The organism is Brachyspira aalborgi (assembly GCF_008016455.1).
Classification (GTDB): Bacteria; Spirochaetota; Brachyspiria; order Brachyspirales; family Brachyspiraceae; genus Brachyspira; species Brachyspira aalborgi.
Genome location: NZ_SAXU01000001.1, coordinates 800,422 through 819,460 on the forward strand (window position 1 = coordinate 800,422; position 19,039 = coordinate 819,460).

16 protein-coding genes are annotated in these 19,039 nt (G+C 26.9%); 7 read left to right on the top strand and 9 right to left on the bottom strand.

Annotated elements, in window-relative coordinates; all coding sequences use genetic code 11:
• Positions 1-49: 49 nt before the first annotated feature.
• The 4 genes from EPJ79_RS03605 to EPJ79_RS03620 form a co-directional block, all read right to left on the bottom strand.
• Entirely contained in the window at positions 50-1,150 is a 1,101-nt protein-coding gene (locus tag EPJ79_RS03605) for an Eco57I restriction-modification methylase domain-containing protein (RefSeq protein WP_147738471.1), read from the bottom strand.
• Positions 1,151-1,375: 225 nt separating this feature from the next.
• Positions 1,376-2,371 carry an N-6 DNA methylase gene (locus tag EPJ79_RS03610; RefSeq protein WP_147738472.1) on the bottom strand — a complete coding sequence of 332 codons (996 nt, stop codon included), beginning with the start codon at positions 2,369-2,371 and terminating at the stop codon, positions 1,376-1,378.
• Between the two features lie 137 nt (positions 2,372-2,508).
• Positions 2,509-3,093, bottom strand: a complete 585-nt coding sequence (locus EPJ79_RS03615) for a tetratricopeptide repeat protein (RefSeq protein ID WP_147738473.1) — start codon at positions 3,091-3,093, stop codon at positions 2,509-2,511.
• Between the two features lie 982 nt (positions 3,094-4,075).
• Positions 4,076-5,677, bottom strand: a complete 1,602-nt coding sequence (locus EPJ79_RS03620; protein WP_147738474.1) for a methyl-accepting chemotaxis protein — start codon at positions 5,675-5,677, stop codon at positions 4,076-4,078.
• A gap of 191 nt (positions 5,678-5,868) precedes the next feature.
• Between EPJ79_RS03620 and EPJ79_RS03625 the strand changes: the two genes are divergently transcribed.
• The gene (locus EPJ79_RS03625; protein ID WP_147738475.1) at positions 5,869-7,683 is read left to right on the top strand and encodes a ribonuclease R family protein; all 1,815 of its coding nucleotides are present in this window, start codon (positions 5,869-5,871) and stop codon (positions 7,681-7,683) included.
• 50 nt (positions 7,684-7,733) lie between these two features.
• Here EPJ79_RS03625 and radA read toward each other — a convergent pair whose 3' ends face one another.
• Together radA and EPJ79_RS03635 are read right to left on the bottom strand one after the other, a co-directional pair.
• Entirely contained in the window at positions 7,734-9,131 is a 1,398-nt protein-coding gene (gene radA / locus EPJ79_RS03630; protein WP_147739600.1) for a DNA repair protein RadA, read from the bottom strand.
• Positions 9,115-11,172, bottom strand: coding sequence for a GldG family protein (locus tag EPJ79_RS03635; RefSeq protein ID WP_147738476.1), 2,058 nt, complete (start codon positions 11,170-11,172; stop codon positions 9,115-9,117). The genes radA and EPJ79_RS03635 overlap by 17 nt, the downstream gene beginning before the upstream one ends.
• Before the next feature lie 245 nt (positions 11,173-11,417).
• Here EPJ79_RS03635 and EPJ79_RS03640 point away from each other — a divergent pair, with 245 nt between their 5' ends.
• Together EPJ79_RS03640 and EPJ79_RS03645 are read left to right on the top strand one after the other, a co-directional pair.
• The gene (locus EPJ79_RS03640) at positions 11,418-12,341 is read left to right on the top strand and encodes an Rpn family recombination-promoting nuclease/putative transposase (protein WP_147738477.1); all 924 of its coding nucleotides are present in this window, start codon (positions 11,418-11,420) and stop codon (positions 12,339-12,341) included.
• 146 nt (positions 12,342-12,487) lie between these two features.
• On the top strand, positions 12,488-13,726 hold the full coding sequence (locus tag EPJ79_RS03645; RefSeq protein WP_147738478.1) for a restriction endonuclease subunit S: 1,239 nt from the start codon (positions 12,488-12,490) through the stop codon (positions 13,724-13,726).
• Between the two features lie 100 nt (positions 13,727-13,826).
• On the opposite strand, the gene EPJ79_RS03650 is transcribed toward EPJ79_RS03645, so the two are convergent.
• Together EPJ79_RS03650 and EPJ79_RS11510 are read right to left on the bottom strand one after the other, a co-directional pair.
• A complete protein-coding gene (locus tag EPJ79_RS03650; RefSeq protein WP_147528676.1) occupies positions 13,827-14,006 on the bottom strand; it encodes a hypothetical protein in 180 nt (59 codons plus the stop codon).
• Positions 14,003-14,179: a hypothetical protein gene (locus EPJ79_RS11510; RefSeq protein WP_021958478.1), complete on the bottom strand. Its 177-nt coding sequence runs from the start codon at positions 14,177-14,179 to the stop codon at positions 14,003-14,005. The genes EPJ79_RS03650 and EPJ79_RS11510 overlap by 4 nt, the downstream gene beginning before the upstream one ends.
• Before the next feature lie 274 nt (positions 14,180-14,453).
• Here EPJ79_RS11510 and EPJ79_RS03655 point away from each other — a divergent pair, with 274 nt between their 5' ends.
• The 4 genes from EPJ79_RS03655 to EPJ79_RS03665 are packed head-to-tail and all read left to right on the top strand — an operon-like array spanning position 14,454 to position 18,196.
• Positions 14,454-14,696 (top strand): type II toxin-antitoxin system HicA family toxin, encoded by a 243-nt coding sequence (locus EPJ79_RS03655; RefSeq protein WP_147738479.1) that lies wholly within the window; start codon positions 14,454-14,456, stop codon positions 14,694-14,696.
• Positions 14,697-14,698: 2 nt separating this feature from the next.
• Positions 14,699-14,869 carry a type II toxin-antitoxin system HicB family antitoxin gene (locus tag EPJ79_RS03660; RefSeq protein WP_147532007.1) on the top strand — a complete coding sequence of 57 codons (171 nt, stop codon included), beginning with the start codon at positions 14,699-14,701 and terminating at the stop codon, positions 14,867-14,869.
• A gap of 24 nt (positions 14,870-14,893) precedes the next feature.
• Entirely contained in the window at positions 14,894-15,067 is a 174-nt protein-coding gene (locus EPJ79_RS11650) for a hypothetical protein (protein ID WP_167497313.1), read from the top strand.
• Positions 15,068-15,109: 42 nt separating this feature from the next.
• Positions 15,110-18,196 (top strand): type I restriction endonuclease subunit R, encoded by a 3,087-nt coding sequence (locus EPJ79_RS03665; RefSeq protein ID WP_147738480.1) that lies wholly within the window; start codon positions 15,110-15,112, stop codon positions 18,194-18,196.
• A gap of 127 nt (positions 18,197-18,323) precedes the next feature.
• Here EPJ79_RS03665 and EPJ79_RS03670 read toward each other — a convergent pair whose 3' ends face one another.
• Positions 18,324-19,037, bottom strand: coding sequence for a purine nucleoside phosphorylase YfiH/LACC1 family protein (locus EPJ79_RS03670; protein ID WP_147738482.1), 714 nt, complete (start codon positions 19,035-19,037; stop codon positions 18,324-18,326).
• Positions 19,038-19,039: the final 2 nt, after the last annotated feature.

The window sequence follows — 19,039 nt, forward strand, 5'->3', positions numbered from 1 at the left end:
GTCTTTTTATCTTTAAATATGGGAATCATTAATTCTTTCCATCTTTCTGCTATATTTGGTAACAAGGTTCATAAAATACTTTATTTTCAGTTTGTTCCCATACATATTTATGAGATAAAGCATATAGTAGATATTCAGGAGATATACCATATTGATTATTTTCTTTTTTTATGCGAATAATAATAATTTCTCTTGTCAATAAAATCTCCGTATCGTATGGCGATACCATCGCTACACTACCTATACGATAGCTACCTCTACTAACATATAGAATGTCTCTCGGTTTCAATTCTTTATTTTCTTTGAATATTCTTTCGTATTCGTCTCTTGGAATTAAAGAAGTAACATCTATATACGATTGCCAATTAACAATATCTTTAACTCTTATATATGGGACATCACCAAGTCCTTTTAATTCTCCTTTTGGAGAACCATGTCCATCAAAACTTTCAATAATTTTTTCATCTATTAATTGTTGCATAGATATTAGCTCAATATTATTCTTATTTGCTTTTTCTATAACCCTATCTAATTTAGCTTGCCAATAAAATCTAGGAACTAAAATATTTTTTTCTTTTACTATATCAGCTTTTATCTTAAATGTTAATTTTCTATCGTATTTATTAATAAGCTTTCTTTTATTCTTTTGCCTTTCATTAATTTCTTTTATAATTTGCGAAGTATCATCTTTAATAGTTTTATCTGCATTATAGATTACTCTTCCTTGATGGTCATGCCCTATATATTCGGCAACAGCCATATTTATATACTCTTGTTGCTTTTCCCCTTTTTGAATTATAATAGCGCAACATTTTGCATTATTATGAGGTCTAAATGTATTTTGTGGTAAATCTATAACCCACATAATATTATTATTTTCAAACATGAAATTTATTGCACCTTTATAGGAAGGTAATGCAAAATATGGCTCTGGTAGTATAATGCCAATTTTGCCTCCTTTCTTAACTAACTGTAAGTTCCTTTCTAAAAATAAAGTGGAAACCTTTCCTTGTTTTTGTAGTTTATTAATTCCTTTTTTGTCTGTTTTATGAGCTAATATATATTGAGATAGTTTTTCTTCTCCTTCAACTTTAATATCTTTTCCAAAGGGAGGGTTTGCTAATAAAATGTCAAAAGTATCTAATTTTATTTCTTGTTGTGTTTTTGATGCCCAATTTTTTGGTAAATCTAATGAATCTTATTGAAAAATTCCACCTTTACCGTCCCCTAAAATAGCCATATATGATTTTGACAATTTTGTTAAGAATGGGTCTTCTCTATACCTCTTATATTTTTGATAGCTAATGCCTTTATTTCTTCTTTTTTAGCTGAATCATCCCAACCAAAAATATCGCCTTCATCATTTACAATTTTCTCAAGTTTTTTTTAATGCTTCCACAAGAAAGCCACCACTTCCGCAAGCACTATCAATAATTTTGTCATCTCTCTTAATATCTATTGCCTGAATTATTACATTTATAACATTTCTAGGAGTAAAAAATTGTCCTTCAGATTCTTTTACAGATTTATTAATAAATACTTCAAAAGCATCAGCCATACAATCTCTATCTGTTGTTATGATACTAAACCTTTGCAATCTGCCAATTATACCTCTTAATGTTTTACCATCGAATTCTATTGTATCAGTTGACAATATAACATCGTTATATTTATTTTGTGTTGCTAAAAATAATTTATTAATCCTATTTTCTATTTCATCATCTGTGTCTGATAATGTTGCTCTAAATTGGCAATTATCTTTCATAGAAGTAAATCTCTCGTCATATATTTTACATAGCATTAATAAGATAATTTGGCTAGCTATATCTTCATCTCTTGTAATATTACCATTAGCAACTATCCATCCACGAATTTCTCTAAATATACTTTTTAAATTATGCGTTGGTATTAAATTACTCTTTTTATATAATCCTATCTCATCTAATTTTTCACCATATTTTGGAATAGCTGGTATTCTTTCAAAAACATCCCCGTTTTCATTTCTAATTTTTCGTAGATATATACTATCCACTCCATTGAACATAATACCTATTTCAGAATCCGATAACGACATATATATTTCTAATTGTCTCGTATCCGAAATTTTTTCATTAGGTGCTTTACATTCAACTATCATTTTTATTTTTTTTATACCATTAATTTTATCGAAAACACAAATATCTATAGGATAACCTACTTTATCGGACGGGCTTCTTTTAATCTTAAATTGAGGTCTTGTAATTATCATAGATTTATCATAGCCATAATCTTCAACAAGCATTTTTGAAAATGGTTGAGTCGCATATTTTTCTTCTGGTGTAGCAGGAATTGCTTGTCCAGAAACATAATCTGTTAATTTTTCATGTGGCATAATTAGCTTCCCTAAATTGTTAATAATATATTTATTAATTTAATTATATAACCATAAACTAGTTTTGTCAAAATTATATTGGTATTATTTATGCTTTTTTATATCTAATAGTTTTTAAAAATTTGTAAAATAATTATTTAATTTTCAGATTTTAATTTATTAATCGCTTTCTCATAACCTAAATTTGCAGATTTTTTCAAACTTTTATTTGCAATATTTAAATATTTTTCTTTTTTAGTTTCGTCTTTTTCATGCTTAATTAAAATATTATATAATTTATAAATATCGTAATAAGCTATATAATCTTCTCCGTTCGTCTCCAAAACTTTTTTCAAATATTTAATTGATTTTTTATATTTTTTTTGTTTTCTAAATATAACGGAAATCAAATAATAAGCGTCAGAAAAAGATTTATTTATCGAAATCGCTTTTTCTAAATCTTTTAAGGCTTCTTCAAATTTATTTAACTCAATATAAACTTCGGCTCTATTATAATATATTTCGCTATCATACGGATAAATTTCAATCGACTTGTTATAAGTTTCAATAGCCTTATCGTAAGATTTTATATCGTAATAAACTCTTGCCAAATTATAATATGCGTCTAAATTTTTTTCGTCTAATTCAATTACTTTAATCAAATCCTCAATAGCTTTTTCGTAATTTTGATTTTGAATATTGCTTAAAGCGTTATAGAAATAGCGATTTTCTTTATTAATCATTTATAAACCTATATTATTTTTTATTTATAAATTATATAAAAGCAAGTATAAAATGTCAAAAATATTTTTCTTATTGCGAGCCTTAACGAGCAAAGCTATGCCTTTTATAATTAATATTTTAAATATTTTATTTATAAATTATTGTTTTGTAAATTCTACAGTGACTCCTGCTAAACCCAGATAACCCCCTACATTATTTGTATTCGTTGTTATATTCGTTCCATTTGTAATTATAGTTATCTCAATATATGGATTATTGCCAGCGTCTATTCTATTATATTTGGCAGTGCAATTTGATTGGTTACTAAATACAAATTTTCCATCTTCCTCCCCAATCCGATTCAATAAATCGCAAGTTACATCGTTAGTATAAGGGTAAACAATATCGTTGGTTTTAACTTTTCCAATATAGAGATAATTGCGTAAATTAGTATTACCGGGACTAATAATATATGGATATGGTTTTGGATAAAAAGTTATATTTCCATCGCTATCGACTTTAAATTTAAGTTTATAATTCTTATCTTTTTTGTCATAACCTACCCAAGTTCCTTCAAGTTCATGTTTTTTTCTTGGCGGTTTTTCAGGCGTGTTGGGATTTTCGTTAGATTTACAACTAATTAAAAATAATAATATTGATAATAATGCAATTAATAATTTGAATGATAAAATATTAGTTAAAAGCGTAATACTCTTCTCTTCTCTTCTCTTCTCTTCATAAGAATTTATCTCCGTTAATCGCCTATATTCCGAAATTTTTAGTTCGGTTATTTATTTTTTAAATATTGGCAAATTATACAATATTAAAAAAAATATATCAAGTATTTAACAATCTAAAATTAATAAAATTATATTTTAAAATTTAACTTTATTAATGGCTGATTGCTTAACTTTTGCCCGACTATTTTGCGGCTAAATATTCTCAATGACTGTAAAATAATATGCAATATTTAATTATAAAATCTTATTCAATGAAAATAATTTAAGAATTCTGAATTCCTGCAGTTTTTACAAATTCTTTATCCCAAACTCCGATATGCTCTATTAAAAGTTTTTCCAAAAGGTGAGAAAAATCTTCGGCAACTTTACGCCAATCGAGGCTGTTTTGAAATTTTTTATATTGTTCGTCTATTTTATTTTCAAACATTCTATGCTCTCCAAAATGCTCTTTAACTTTATGATATTTATCTTTATGTTGAACTTGTATTTTCTGCTCTTCTGAAAAATGGAATTTTGTATATTCGATAGCTCCTTTAAAAGCTTCGTCAACTTCTTTTTTATTTCCGCTATATAAAGCGTTATGAACTTTATTCGCGTATTCTATTATTTTAATATGTTGCGAGTCTATAGTTTTATTTAAAGTGTTATATTTATCAAGCCATTCAATTTTTCTCGCTCCTATTTGGAAAAAACTCATAGCTTTAAATAATTCTTCCATTTGACTTTCAAGCTCTTTTGAAGATTCTCCCATAGAACCGACTAAACTGTCATTTTCTTGATTCCTCAAATCTATATCCGTCATAGCTTTATTAATATTTCCTATTCCAATCATTTGCTCTTTAGTTATATCATGCATATCGGATATTAATTTTGTAGTTTCTGAAATTTTATTTTCAATATCTGCAAATAATTCTCTTGAAAAATTAGCCGATTCTGTAGCCTTCTTTACTCTTTCATTGCTTCCCGAAATAAAAGAAGTTATATCATGAACGGAGCTTTGAGTCGTTTGAGCTAAATTCCTAACTTCAGAAGCGACTACGGCGAAACCTTTTCCATGCTCTCCCGCTCTTGCAGCTTCAACCGATGCATTTAACGCTAGCAAATTAGTTTGAAAAGCTATATCTTCAATAAATTTTACAAGTCCGCTTATTTTTTCGCTATATTCAAAAGCTTCTTCCGTATTATTAACCGTTTCGGATATTATATTTCCCGCTCTATCGACAGATTCTTTAGCTTCTTTCATCATTTGATTTATTAAACCCGCGTTTTCTGCGGACTTTTTTATAGTTCCTGAAATCTCTTCCGTAGCTTCGGCGGTTTTTTCTAATTGTAAAGTTTGTTCCGTTGTCCTTTGTAATAAATCTTTATTAGAATAAGTCAAGGAATAAGCCGTTCTTTTTGTCAAATCTATATTTAAATTTGCAGTTTTTATAATTCCTTTTAACACATCGACAACATTATTTAAACTTCTTATTATATCGCCAATTTCGTCTTTTCTACTTAAAAATTTTTCGGAAATTTTAAAACTAATATCTCCTTCGGATAATAAATGCGAAACTCTTAAAGCTTCGTTCAAATAAGAAGTTAGCCTTTTTGTAAAAATTATCGCCATTATCGTAAGAGAGATTACTATAATTAATCCGACTATTATGGAAAATAAAATCGTTCTTTTTAATGGAATATAAACTTTATCTTTTAATTCGTTATTTGAAACATTTTCATTATTTAATTGCATTTTATATTCATTTAAAGTTGTATTAAAAGTTTTTATATAAAAAGCGTTGGATAATATTATGCTTGAAGAAGTGGCTATTATAATTGCAATTGCAAACATAATTGGAATTTTATAAATTAATTTTCTCATTTTTTAATCATACCTCTTTATTTGTGCATTTATAAAATATATTTTATAAAATTTATCGGTTTATCTAATAAAATGTATAATATTTAATTTAAAATGTCAATTATTCTATTAAAAAAATTATTTGACATTATAAAATATTATTCTATAATTAATAGCATATTAAAAAAATAATAAAAATGGATAATTAAAATTTGAAAAATAGTAAAAGTAAAAAGAATAAAGTTAATAACGATAAATCTAATAAAGAAAAAAAATCAATTAAATATAATAAAAATTCAAATAAAAAAATTTTAGTTAAAAAAAAATTGGATAAAAAAACGGATATTAAGAAATCTATTCCAAAACCCGATATAAAGATAGATATAAACAATCCTAAAAAAGACGCCGAATTAATAGCAAAAGCTTATAATATTCCGATTGAATTCAATAAAAAATGTTTAGAGGAAGCAAAATCACTGCCCGATAATTTGGAAAACGAACCTTTAGAATTTGACAGAATAGATTTAAGAGATTTAAAAACTATAACTATAGACGGAGCGGATTCAAAAGATTTTGACGATGCGATAAGCGTAGAAAAATTAAACGATGGTTATAAAATCGGAGTTCATATTGCAGATGTGAGTCATTTTGTAGATATTGGAAGCGCTTTAGACAGAGAGGCGAGAAAGAGAGGAAATAGCGTTTATTTGATAGATAAAGTTTATCCAATGTTTCCGCATGAACTTTCAAACGGAATTTGTTCTTTAAATGAAGGAGTTAGCAGATTTGCTATGACGGTTTTTATAAATATTGACAATAAAGGCAATGTTAGAGAAAGCAGTTTTCATAAAAGCGTTATAAAATCCGACAGAAGATTAACCTACGATTACGCTCAAGATATTTTAGACAAAATTGAAGAAGACGAAGAATGGCTAAAAAAATTATTAACCGAAGCAAATGAAATAAAAGAAATATTATTAAAAAAAAGAATTGAAAACGGAAGTATAGAATTTAATTTAAACGAAACTAAAATTATACTTGACGGAGACGGAAATCCGAAAGACTTTTTTATCGCCGAAAGGAAAGAAACGCATAAAATAATAGAAGAGTTAATGCTTTTGGCAAATTGCGAAGTCGCTAAAAAATTGAAAAATATAAAAGGCGCTATTTACAGAGTTCATGATTCTCCCGATAAAGAAAAATTGGACACATTTAATAGAATCGCTTACAACAGAGGATATAAATTAGTAAAAGACAATGAAGGAAATTTTGATTTTCAATCTTTTATGGAAAATATAACGGGAAAGGCGGACGAAAAATTACTTCTCACTTTACTTTTGCGTTCTATGAAACAGGCTGTTTACGATATTAATAATATAGGACATTTTGGGCTTGGCTTTCAATATTATACGCATTTTACATCGCCGATAAGAAGATATACAGATTTGCTCACTCATAGATTATTAAAATTAGTATTGGAAGAAGATATAAAAACTCTTAAACCTTCAATGCAGAAAATGTTTAATAACGCCGCTTTGTCATGCTCAAAAACCGAAAGAGTGGCTATAGAATGCGAGCGAGCTTTAAATAAAGTAAAATCCGTTAGGTTTATGAAAGATAAAGTTGGAAACGAATATAACGGAATAATAAGCGGAATAACGAAATTCGGAATATTCGTGGAAATAGAAGAGCGAGGAATAGAAGGACTTATAAGATACGCAATTTTAAAATCGCATTATAGATTTGACGAAAAAGAACAAGCTGCCTATAGCGAAGCTAACGGCAAATGGTTTACTTTGGGCGATAAAATAAGAATAACGGTTTATAAAGTTAATCTTAAAGAATTATTTATAGATTTTATTCCATCTGACGAGTTTGATAATTCATTTGATAGAGAGAATATAATTGACGGTAAAGATTTTTTTAATAAAATTAGAAAAAGCAAAAATAAAAAGAATAATAAAAATAATTCTAATCGCGGTAATAATAGAGGAAGAAATAAATCAAAAAATAATCGCAAAAGATAAAATTGAATTGATAAAAATTTTATTTAAATTTTGTAGTTTATAAAAATATTTTAATTTATTCCAAGTCTTTTAACCGCTTCTGAAATATGCTCTATTCCTATAACTTTTATTCCTTCAATAGTTTTTGAGTTTTGAATTTCTTTTAACGCTCTTTTTGAAATATAAACTTCTTTAAGAGAAAATTTTTTCATCTCTTTTATTCTTCTTTCTATAAATCTAACGGGACGAACTTCACCCGAAAGTCCTAACTCTCCTATATAAGCGGTTGTTCTTTGAATTGCAATTCCCGACATACTTGAAGCTATAGCCATTGCAACCGACATATCGCTCGCCGTTTCTTTTACATTAAGTCCATTTGCTATATTAAGATAAACATCCTGATTCGACAAATTAAGATGCGCTCGTTTTTCAAGAATCGCTATTATTATTAAAAGTCTGTATTGGTCATATCCCATAGTTAATCTTCTTGGATAACCGAAAGAACTACTGCCAACCAAAGCTTCTTGCTCAACGCAAAAAACTCTGCTTCCTTCAATTACGGGAGTTATAACATTTCCTGCAAATATCGATTCGTTAATTCCTTTAGTAAAAACTCTCGATGCATCGCTCACTTCCATTAATCCTTTTTCTGTCATTTCAAATATTCCGACTTCATCAACTGCACCGTATCTATTTTTTACCGCTCTTAAAATTCTATATATTCCTTTATCGTCTCCTTCAAAATATAAAACGCAATCTACTATATGCTCTAATATTTTAGGTCCCGCTATAGTTCCTTCTTTCGTTATATGTCCGACTAAAAATATAGTTATGTTTTTTAATTTTGCTATTTGCATTAAAGCCCAAGCGCAGTTTTTAATTTGAGCGGGAGAGCCTGCTATACTATTTGTTGAAGAAGTATATATAGTTTGAACGGAATCGATTATCGCAAGTTTTGGTTTTTCTTCCATAAGAGTATTTACAATATTATCGCAATTTGATTCTGAAGAAATTAAAAAATCCGAATCGTTTATATTCATTATATTTAATCTATCCGCTCTTAATTTTATTTGCTCTAAAGATTCTTCGCCCGTAAAATAAAATACTTTTTCTTTTTTTGATATATTTGAAGCGACTTGCAAAAGCAGAGTAGATTTTCCAATTCCAGGCTCGCCTCCGATTAAAATAACGCTTCCTTGCACTAATCCTCCGCCAAGCACTCCGTTAAGCTCTTCTATTTCAGTAGATATTCTAACATTATCTCCCGTTTTAATTTTTTTTATTGAAGTTAGTAAAGCCTTTCCTTCGGAATTTCTCTCTCTTATATTTTTTATATTATTATTTTCTTGCGGTTCTGTGAAAGGTTTTAATGTATTCCAAGAATTGCAGGACGGACATTTTCCCATCCAATTAATCGTAGTTTCTCCGCAATTATCGCATATAAATATCGTGTTATTCTTTTTCGGCATTATTGAATTTCTCAAATATTTTCTTTCTTCGTTTTTTGTCCGAATTCCATAAAGCGAGTCCGAATACTATAACAGCTAAAGGAACTATAATTATATTTACAATTCTAACTAATAATTTAGAAATTTCGGGATTTATAATAACGCCGAATAAGTTTAAACCTTTATAAGGCGGATTAAATATAGCTCCCTTTCTTCTTATGCTCATAAGTCCGACATCGCCAGCCATATAATCGACTAAATTCATTAAAAGTATTCTATTCACAGTATATGCGCTATTTTTAGCTATGTCGTAAGAACCTATAAGTATTATTTTTCCGTCAGTAGTAGAATTAATTCTATTTATATTTGCCAAATCCGATTGATTAGGAATATCTTTATTTAAAAAAGCGCTTTCCATTTTTCCTTCGGATACCGCTCCTATTAATCTTCTATATAATCTGTTTGCATCCGATGGCGCTCCAGACATAGAAGATGAAATATTTTGAGTTTCAGTCCAACTCTTAACGCTTGTATGAAATAAAGGAGTTATTTTTAATCCGTCTATATTCGTATTAATTAAAACTTCAGAAACCATCGGAACAAGAATGGCGTTTATACTTTTAGTTATATCGCTTTTAGGATTTATATTTTCCGTAGCTATTGCGGGAACATAATATACCATCTGCTCTGGTGCGTTTTGCTCTCTTCTACTTCTATAACAATATTCGTCAAAAACCATATTCGTAGCGACAGTTAAACCATAATTTTGAATCATATTATTTAATCCGTTTGTAACGGGAACTAAAACAGGCTCGCCATATATTGGAGAATTAGGATTATTTTCATCCATTTCTACTCCGCTAATCATAAATAAAACGGGCTTGCCTCTCATTATAAATTGGTCTAGTTTATATAATTCGCTTTCAGTCCATTCAACTTTACCGCCCGCTATTATCAAAGCGTCTATATTTGAAGGAATATCTTCTTTTGTTGTATCTATAACTTGATAATTATAATTCGCTTCAATTTCGCCTAAATATTCCGTAAAACTATTATATCTATCGTTTGGATTTCCGCCGTATTGTTCGGGAATGTCGAAATACGGAGGCTCTCCATGTCCCGTTATATATCCTACAGTCGCTTTTATTCCAAGCATACCGTCAATATTTTTTAATATATCGTCTTTGATTGCGGAAAAATCGCCGTATAAAATTGAAGCCGTTGATAATTCTTTTATATCGTCTCCGTTTTCTAAAAATAATGAAAAATAACCGCTTCCTTTATTTGCCACTATGTTTCCTTTTTCGTCTTTAATATCTTCCCACTCTAATTTTTTTATATTTAATTTTTTTAATAATTCTTCGTTATTAATTTCGTCTTCGGAGTTTACAATATTTATATTAGTGAACACCACTTTATTCATTAAATTTTTATTCGCTTCGTTTACGGCTTGCATTATTGATTCTGGAACTAAATTTGCAGCTCCAATCGGAAGAAGTCCGTAAATTTCAGGCGAAGATATATAATAAACATTTAAATTATTTTCAAGTCTTTTTAATTTATCGTTTTTATCAATCATTTTTCTTATAACTGTGTCTATTCTATATTCTAATCCTTCCGTAGATTCTATAAAAGGAATAGTTTCGATAGAATCTCCATACAAAAAGGCAAGTCCCATATAAGCGACTTTAGTTTGAGTTTGGTCTCTCTCCAATACGCTAATTTGACTTGAGCTAATTCCATATTGATTAGCCAAAGACTGATTTTTTGAAGCGTCTATAATTTCAAAACTTATATTTTTTGATTTATATTCTTCAAAGATATCTCTTACATATTTTTCGTAAGTTGAAAAAGGCGGCGGAAGATTTGGAGTTATAAAAAACTTCACGCTCATAGGCTCTTTTATATTTTTTATTAGAGTTTTACTTTCTTTACTTAAAGAATAAACTTTATCTCTCGTTAAATCCAAAGAAGGATTAAATTGATTAATAATCGCATTGATTAAAATTATAATTATTAAAACTAAAATAAATGTTATGATTCTGTCTTTTTTCTTTGTCATTATATATTCCTATTAAAAATAATGCTTATATAATAATATATAATTAATTATAAAACAAGTATTTTTTGTTAAATTATTTTAAATATTTAGACTTACTTTATTAAAAAATATATAAACTTACAAAATTAATAAATATTGAAAATCTACATTAATAAAATAAAAACTTTAAATGAAATTTATAATTAAGATAAACATAAATAATTTTACATTCTTTACAAATAAAATTATTTTGTTATAATATAATTATGAAACATGAAGAAGTATACAAATTAAGTGATTTATTTGCACGATATTTACTCGGAAAAAACGGAAACGAAGATTTATTAACCGATTTGGTAAATTCCACTTTAAGAGAATTTAATTTTGAGGAAGTTAAAGATTTAGAGATAATTGACCCATTCAATTTGTCAGAAAATATTGAACTTAAAGAGTCGATAATTGATATTAAAGCAAAAACAAAAAATAATGAAACTGTGATTATAGAATTTCAACTTTGCGGAAATATGGATTTTCTTAAAAGAATTTTTTATTATATTTCAAAAAATGTTGTCAATGAAGTGACGCTTACAGCGGGCAGACGCCAAGAAGGCGAAAATTATAACAATGTTCAAAAAATTATTAGCATTAATTTATTAGATTTTAATTTAAAATTCGGAGATAAAGGTAAGGCTCACAGATGTTTTAAATTGATTGATACAAAAGATTTAAATATAAGTTTAGATTTAATTCAAATTCATATTTTAGAAGTAAAAAGATTTATTGAAATAATTAAAAATTCAACTAAAGAGGAATTAAAGAAAAACAGATTATTAAGTTGGATGAAATTTTTTACAAGCGATAATTTAGAATTAATCGAAGAAGAGCTAAAGGAGGAGAATCAAATTATGAGTAAAGTTATTGAAGAATACAGAAAATTTACTTCGGATGATAAAATGATGCGAGCGTATGCAGCTAGAGAAGCGTTTTTAGTTGGGCAAAAAATGATGTTAAGAAGAGAGCGAGAAGACGGTTTTGACGAAGGAATAGAAGAAGGTATAAAAATGGGTAAACTTGAAGGAATAAGAGATGAAAAATACTCAATGGCAAAATCAATGAAAACTAAAAACCTAGACATTAACCTTATAAGCGAAATCACAGGCTTAACCATAGACGAAATTGAAAAACTATAATAAATGAATAAAATTAATTTGACTTGTTAAATTAAAACCATTAAAATTAAAATAATAAACTATCATTTTATTAAATTATAAAAATTCTAGCTTATCCTAAAAATATAATATTTGACTATAAAACATATAAATTATATAATTAATTTATGAATAAATTACCTGACGGCTGGGAAGAAAAATATATTGAAGAAGTATTTGAAATTAGAAAAAATTATACTAATGCAAGAAAAGATTTGGATAATAATTCTAATATTTCTTATTTGCATTACGGAGATATACATAAATATTACCAACATAAATTAGATTGTAAAAATATATCTTTGCCTAAAATTTCTGAGAACAAACTTTCTAAATATATTAATAAATTGGAGTTAGTAAAAAACGGAGATTTAATAGTAGTTGATGTTTCGGAAGATTATAAAGGAATATGCTCAAGCGTTGAGGTTAAAAACTTATCGTATAAACTCGTATCTGGCTTACATACCCTTTTATTAAGAGATAAAGGAAATTATTTTGCAGATGGTTATAAAGGATATATTTTTTATAATCATAATGTGCATAAAGAATGTTGTAAAGTAGCCACAGGAATATCGGTTTATGGAATAAATCGAAAAAATTTAAAAAAAATAAAAATTCCTATTCCTCCATTAGACGAACAAAAACGCATTGCATCCGCACTTTCAAAAATTGACGCATATTTAGAAAATACAATTAAACTAATAGAAGAAAAAGAAAGATTTAAAAGAGGAATTGCTAAAAAATTATTGACTTGTAAAGAAGGCGAAAATATTCCCGAAGCAAGATTTAAAGGTTTTGAGAACGAATGGGAAATAGTTAAACTTGGCGATATGTTTGATAATTTTAAAGAAAAGAATAACGAAGATAAAATAATATTGGCTTCTACGATAGATAAAGGAGTTATACCTAATAGTTTGACGGAAAGAAAAATAATAAGAAAAAAAGAAAGTTTATCTAATTATAAATTAGTAAAAAAAGGTTGTTTTGTTATAAGTTTAATGTCGTTTCAAAGCGGATTTGAATATTCCGATTATGAAGGAATTATAAGTCCAGCATATACCGTATTAAAACCTAAAATAGAAATGGCTCACTATTTTTATAAATATTATTTTAAAAGTTTCAAATTTATTAAAGATTTAAGACCTTATGCGGAAGGTATTAGGTATGGTAAACAAATTAAATTTAAAGCTTGCAAAGATATATTAGTTCCATATCCGAGTATTGAAGAGCAAGAAAAGATAGGCAGATATTTAAGTTTGCTTGATGAAGAAATTGATAATTTGAAAAAGCAAAAAGAATTGATTAAGGAAATGAAGAGAGGAGCTATGCAAAAATTATTGTCTGGCGAGGTTAGGTTGTTGGAGTAGATTTGTTGCTTTAGCGTGCAATCCAATTTTAATAAAATTCATTTATTAATGAAACTAATTTTTAAAATTAATTTTCTTAAATGTCGATTGACAATTAAAATTATTTATTTTTCTTGCGTTCTCTACATTCTCTAGCGTATTTTTCGGCAAAATATTTTATAAGTTCGTCTAATTCGTTATCGTTTATTATATTGTATCGGTTTAGATTACATAAAAAACTTGTAACTAAAACGCCCATTTTGTATTCTTCTTCGGTTATTTGAATTCTTATTACATTCATTTTATTTCCTCTTTAGAATTTAATTTATTATTGATTTCTTTTAATTCTTTTAATATCTCTTTTTGGTTATCGTTAATTTCATTTAATAATTTAACTCCTTCTTCAAGCATAGCTCGTTTTTGAGGATTGTTAAACATATCGTTTATATCTTCTTGCCATTTAAATAAACCCATTTTTAATTACTCCTTTTTTAATTATATTATATAGTTTAATATTATAATATCAATAATATATTCTTAATATATCGACAAAAAATATTTTTAATATTGACATTAAATTTATTTGAAATATCCGCAATATATTGTATGTTTTTATTTTATAGGAAAAATATTTGCATATATAGACGGTTTATATTTAGTTATCGTTATTATACAAATTCAAAATTTATAAAACGCTAATAATTAATAGTTGATTTTATAATCTTAAATTATATAATTAATATATATTATGAATAAAAAAGAAATTATTAATAAACTAAAAAATAATAATAAAAATATTGAATATGCCGACTTTTGCTCAATATTAAAATATTTTGGATTTGTATGCAAAAGACAAAGAGGAAGCCATAGATTATATTATAGAATTGGAGTTAAAGAATTGCTAAATATACAAAATGTCAACGGAGAAGTTAAACCTTATCAAATTAAACAATTTTTAAATATTATAAAAAAATATAATCTTGAGGAGTAATTATGAAATATACGATAAAAATATTTTTCAGCGAAGAGGACGAAGGATATATTGCGATAGCCGAAGAGCTTGACTCGATAAGCGCATTTGGAAAAACGGAAGAAGAAGCATTAAAAGAACTTAAAAACGCTATTTCGCTTTATTTTGAAGAAAGAAATATATTGCAAAACTAAAATATTTTAATTTGAGGAAATTTTATGACGGTTAAAGAAGAGTTAATTCAAATTATAGACAAAATGCCCGAAGAAAATATTTCAAGAGTTATGAAATTAATAAAATCCAACGAATATCTTGACGAAGCTCTTGAGATGGAAAATAAAGGAAAATTAATAACAAAAACTATTAAGGAATTAGAAAATTATATATATTGATTTATAAACGCTTTATTAAAATATTTAAAATCAGGACTAACTATGCCAAAAGAATATAGCGAAAGATTTTTGCAAGATAAAGTTATTGAACTATTCAAAAAAATGGGCTATAAATATTTAAGCCGTGAAGAAGCTTTTAAAGAAAGAGGAAACAATAAAGGAAATGTTTTACTTAAAAATATTCTTGCAAATAAAATGAACGAATTTAATTATTTTGTTTATGACGATAAAAAATATAAATTCTCCGAAGAAAATATTAAACAAGCTATAAAAGATTTAGATGTTTCTTTAATAAACGGCTATTTGTCAGCTAACGAAAAGATAACCGAAAAACTTTTAAAAGGCGAAGGTTATAAAGAAAATGTTGGAAATAAAAGAGAGAGTTTTAATATAAGATATATAGATTTTGATAATATTAAAAATAACGCTTTTCATATAACAGAAGAATTTGAAGTAAAGAGACAAAATACGGAAGAAAAAGAAAAAACTAAAAGACCTGATTTAATAGTATTTATAAACGGAATTCCTCTTGGAATAATAGAACTTAAAAAAGCGAGCGTGAGTATAGAAAACGCTATAGAACAAATGATTGGAAATCAAAACGAAGGCGAGATTAGAGAGTTATTTAAATTCTCTCAATTATTATTATGCGCAAATGACGAAAGCGTAAAATATGCGACTGCAGGAACGAACAAAGAATTTTATTCCGTATGGAAAGATAAAGAAGAAGATGGAAAAATAAAAAAAGAATTGAGCGAAATTATAAAAGATAGAAAATTAGATAAAATTGATATAACTATATATTCGCTTTTTAAAAAAGAAAGATTTTTAGATATTTTGGAATATTTTATAATATTTGACGGAATGGTTAAAAAAATAGCGAGATATAATCAATACTTTGCAATCAAAAAAACTATTAAAAGAATAAATAATATAAAAGACGGAAAAAGAGACGGAGGCGTTATTTGGCATACTCAAGGAAGCGGAAAAAGTTTAACTATGGCAATGCTTACAAAAATTATATCAAGAAAAATAAACGGAGCTAAAGTTATAGTTGTAGCCGACAGAATTGATTTGGACGAACAGATAAGCAAAACTTTTCAAAATACTTCTATATCGGTTAATAAGGCAAATTCGGGAAAACATTTAACCGAACTTATAAAAAATAATAAATCGGTAATAACAACCGTAATAAATAAATTTGAAAAAGCGTTTGAAGAAAAAATAAAAATCGATTCTCCCGATATATTCGTTTTGGTTGATGAAAGTCATAGAACGCAATATGGAGATTTGGCAAATAAAATGAGAAAAGTTTTCCCAAACGCATGCTATATAGGTTTTACGGGAACTCCTTTATATAAGTCGGAAAAAAGCACTGCTAAAAAATTCGGCGGTTTTATCGACTGTTATACTATAAGAGACGGACTTAAAGATAAAGTAATCGTGCCTTTGTATTATGAAAGCAGATTAATAAAATTAAAGATTTTAGACGAAAAAAGTTTAGACGAAAGATACGAATTAATAACAAAAGATTTTACCGAAGAACAAAAAAGCGATTTGCAAAATAAAAGAGTTACGGAAAATACTATAAATCAAAATTATAATCGACTAATGAAATTGGCTAGCGATATATTTAATCATTATGATAAGAATTTAAAGAATACTAATTTTAACGCTATGCTTGCAGTTTCAAGCAAATATCAGGCTTTGAAAATGAAAGAAATTTTTGACGCATATCATAATTTAGAAACCGAAGTTATTATATCCTCCGAATCTACAGAAAACGAAGAGGATGAAAATTCTGAAAATAAAAAATATGTTTATAAAAAATGGAATGAGCTTTACGGAAAATATGCAAATAACGAAAGAAAATATACGGAAGAGATAATAAAGAAATTTAAAGACGGAAATATCGATATACTTATAGTTGTCGATAAACTTTTAACGGGATTTGACGCGCCTAAAGCTCAAGTTTTATATATGGATAAAGAATTGAAAGACCATGCGCTTTTGCAGGCAATAGCGAGAGTAAATAGAACTTGTGAAGGAAAAGATTTTGGAATATTAATCGATTATAGAGGCTTATTAAAAAATTTAGATTTGGCTTTAAATAAATACGATAAACTTGCAAATTATGATTCTGAAGATATAGAGGATGCGATTTTTAACTTAAAAGAAAAAATAGAAGAGTTTAAAGAATCATGCAATAAATTAATAAATTTTTTACCCGAATTAAAATCAAATAAAAAAGATAAATTATCTTTATGCAGAGATTTATTATACGAAAAAGAAAAGAGAGAAGAATTTTATAAACTATTTTCAAACTATTCAAAGTTATTAAATATTTGTCAGTTTAGCGGATATTTTTTAGAAAGTTTTAACGAAGAGGAAATAAATTTTTACAAAGAATTATTTAAAAACTGCATAGAATTAAGAAAAAGTTTAAGATTAAAATATAACGAAGCTATAGATTTTAAAGAATATGAAGCGAAAATGCAAAAGCTTTACGACACATTTATAGGAACGGAGATAGAAGTAAAAGTTCTTAATAAAATTCCTAATATATTAAGCGAAGAGCTTGAAAAAGAAATTGAAATTTTTGAAAACGATAAAGATAAAGCAGAAGCGATATTAAACGCGGCAAGTAATATGATAAAAGAAAAAATGGAGGAAAATCCCGCTTTCTACGAAAAACTTTCAGAAAAAATAAAAAGAATAATAAAAGATTACGAGAGCAAGAGAATAACTGAAGAAGAATTTTTAAAAGAAGCTTTGGAAATAAAATCTGAAATGAGGGGCGAAAATCAAGAAGAAAATCTTAAATATGACGAAAGAATAAGAGATAATAAATGCGCAAGAGCGATTTACGATAATGCCGAAAAATATATAAACTACAAAGAAGCGTTAATAGAATTTTCATTATTCGTTGATAAATTATTTAAAGAAAAAAGCAACAAACCTGATTGGCAAGATATTAAATCCATAAGAGACGATATAATGAACGATATTGACGATAAATTAGATAATTTGGAAGACGAAGGAAAAATAAAAAAATTAGAAAATATAAATATAGATAATTTTCTTGAAGTGTTAATGAAAATAGGATTAAGCGCTTATTCAAGTAATTGAGTAATTTTAGAAGTTATTAAAAATATTCTTTTTGTTTTTTGTGAGACTTTTGAAAGAAGTATTCAAAATTTATTTGTTATTTTTTATACCGAAAAAGAACAAATAATTTTATAAAAATCATTTTCTCTTACTTTATCATTCCAACGGTTAAAATTCTCCCAATTTGTTTTCCGTCTCTTCTATAAGAATAAAACATTTCATTATAACTATTTAAATTCGATACTTCAATATTTTCTTCAAAAAGTCCGCTATCAATCATTTGTAAAACCGATTCCATAGCGTTATCTGTATGCCATTTTCCGTTTATAATTCTTTTAGCTCTAAAATGAATCGCTACCTCCTCGCCTACTTCATAATCTTTTTGAAATATATGCGCTCCTATATATCCGTAAGTTGTCCTCGCGTCAATATTATATTCTTTTTTCATTAATTCTATAGTTTTAGGAACTATTTTTTGAACTATTCCTCGCCAGCTACAATGAATCGCAGCCATAGATTTGCTTTCTTTACAATATAATATTATAGGCAGACAATCGGCGGTTTGAATTACCAAAGGAACATTTTTCAAATTTGTAATTAAAGCGTCAGTTTCTTTAACGGGATTTTCTTTACTATAAATATTTTTATTAGTTTCGTCTATTTTTACAATATTATCTTTATGAACTTGATGCATAAAAATAGCTTTATTCATATCTAAATTAATTTTATTAAAAAAATCAATTTCAATTTCTTTTCTTTTTTCTTCCGTAATTTCAGAAGCCTTTATATTTTGCCCTTTAGACGAAGAGGCTATAAATATTTCATTTTTATCGTTATTAGAAGGAAAAAAAATATTAATCATTA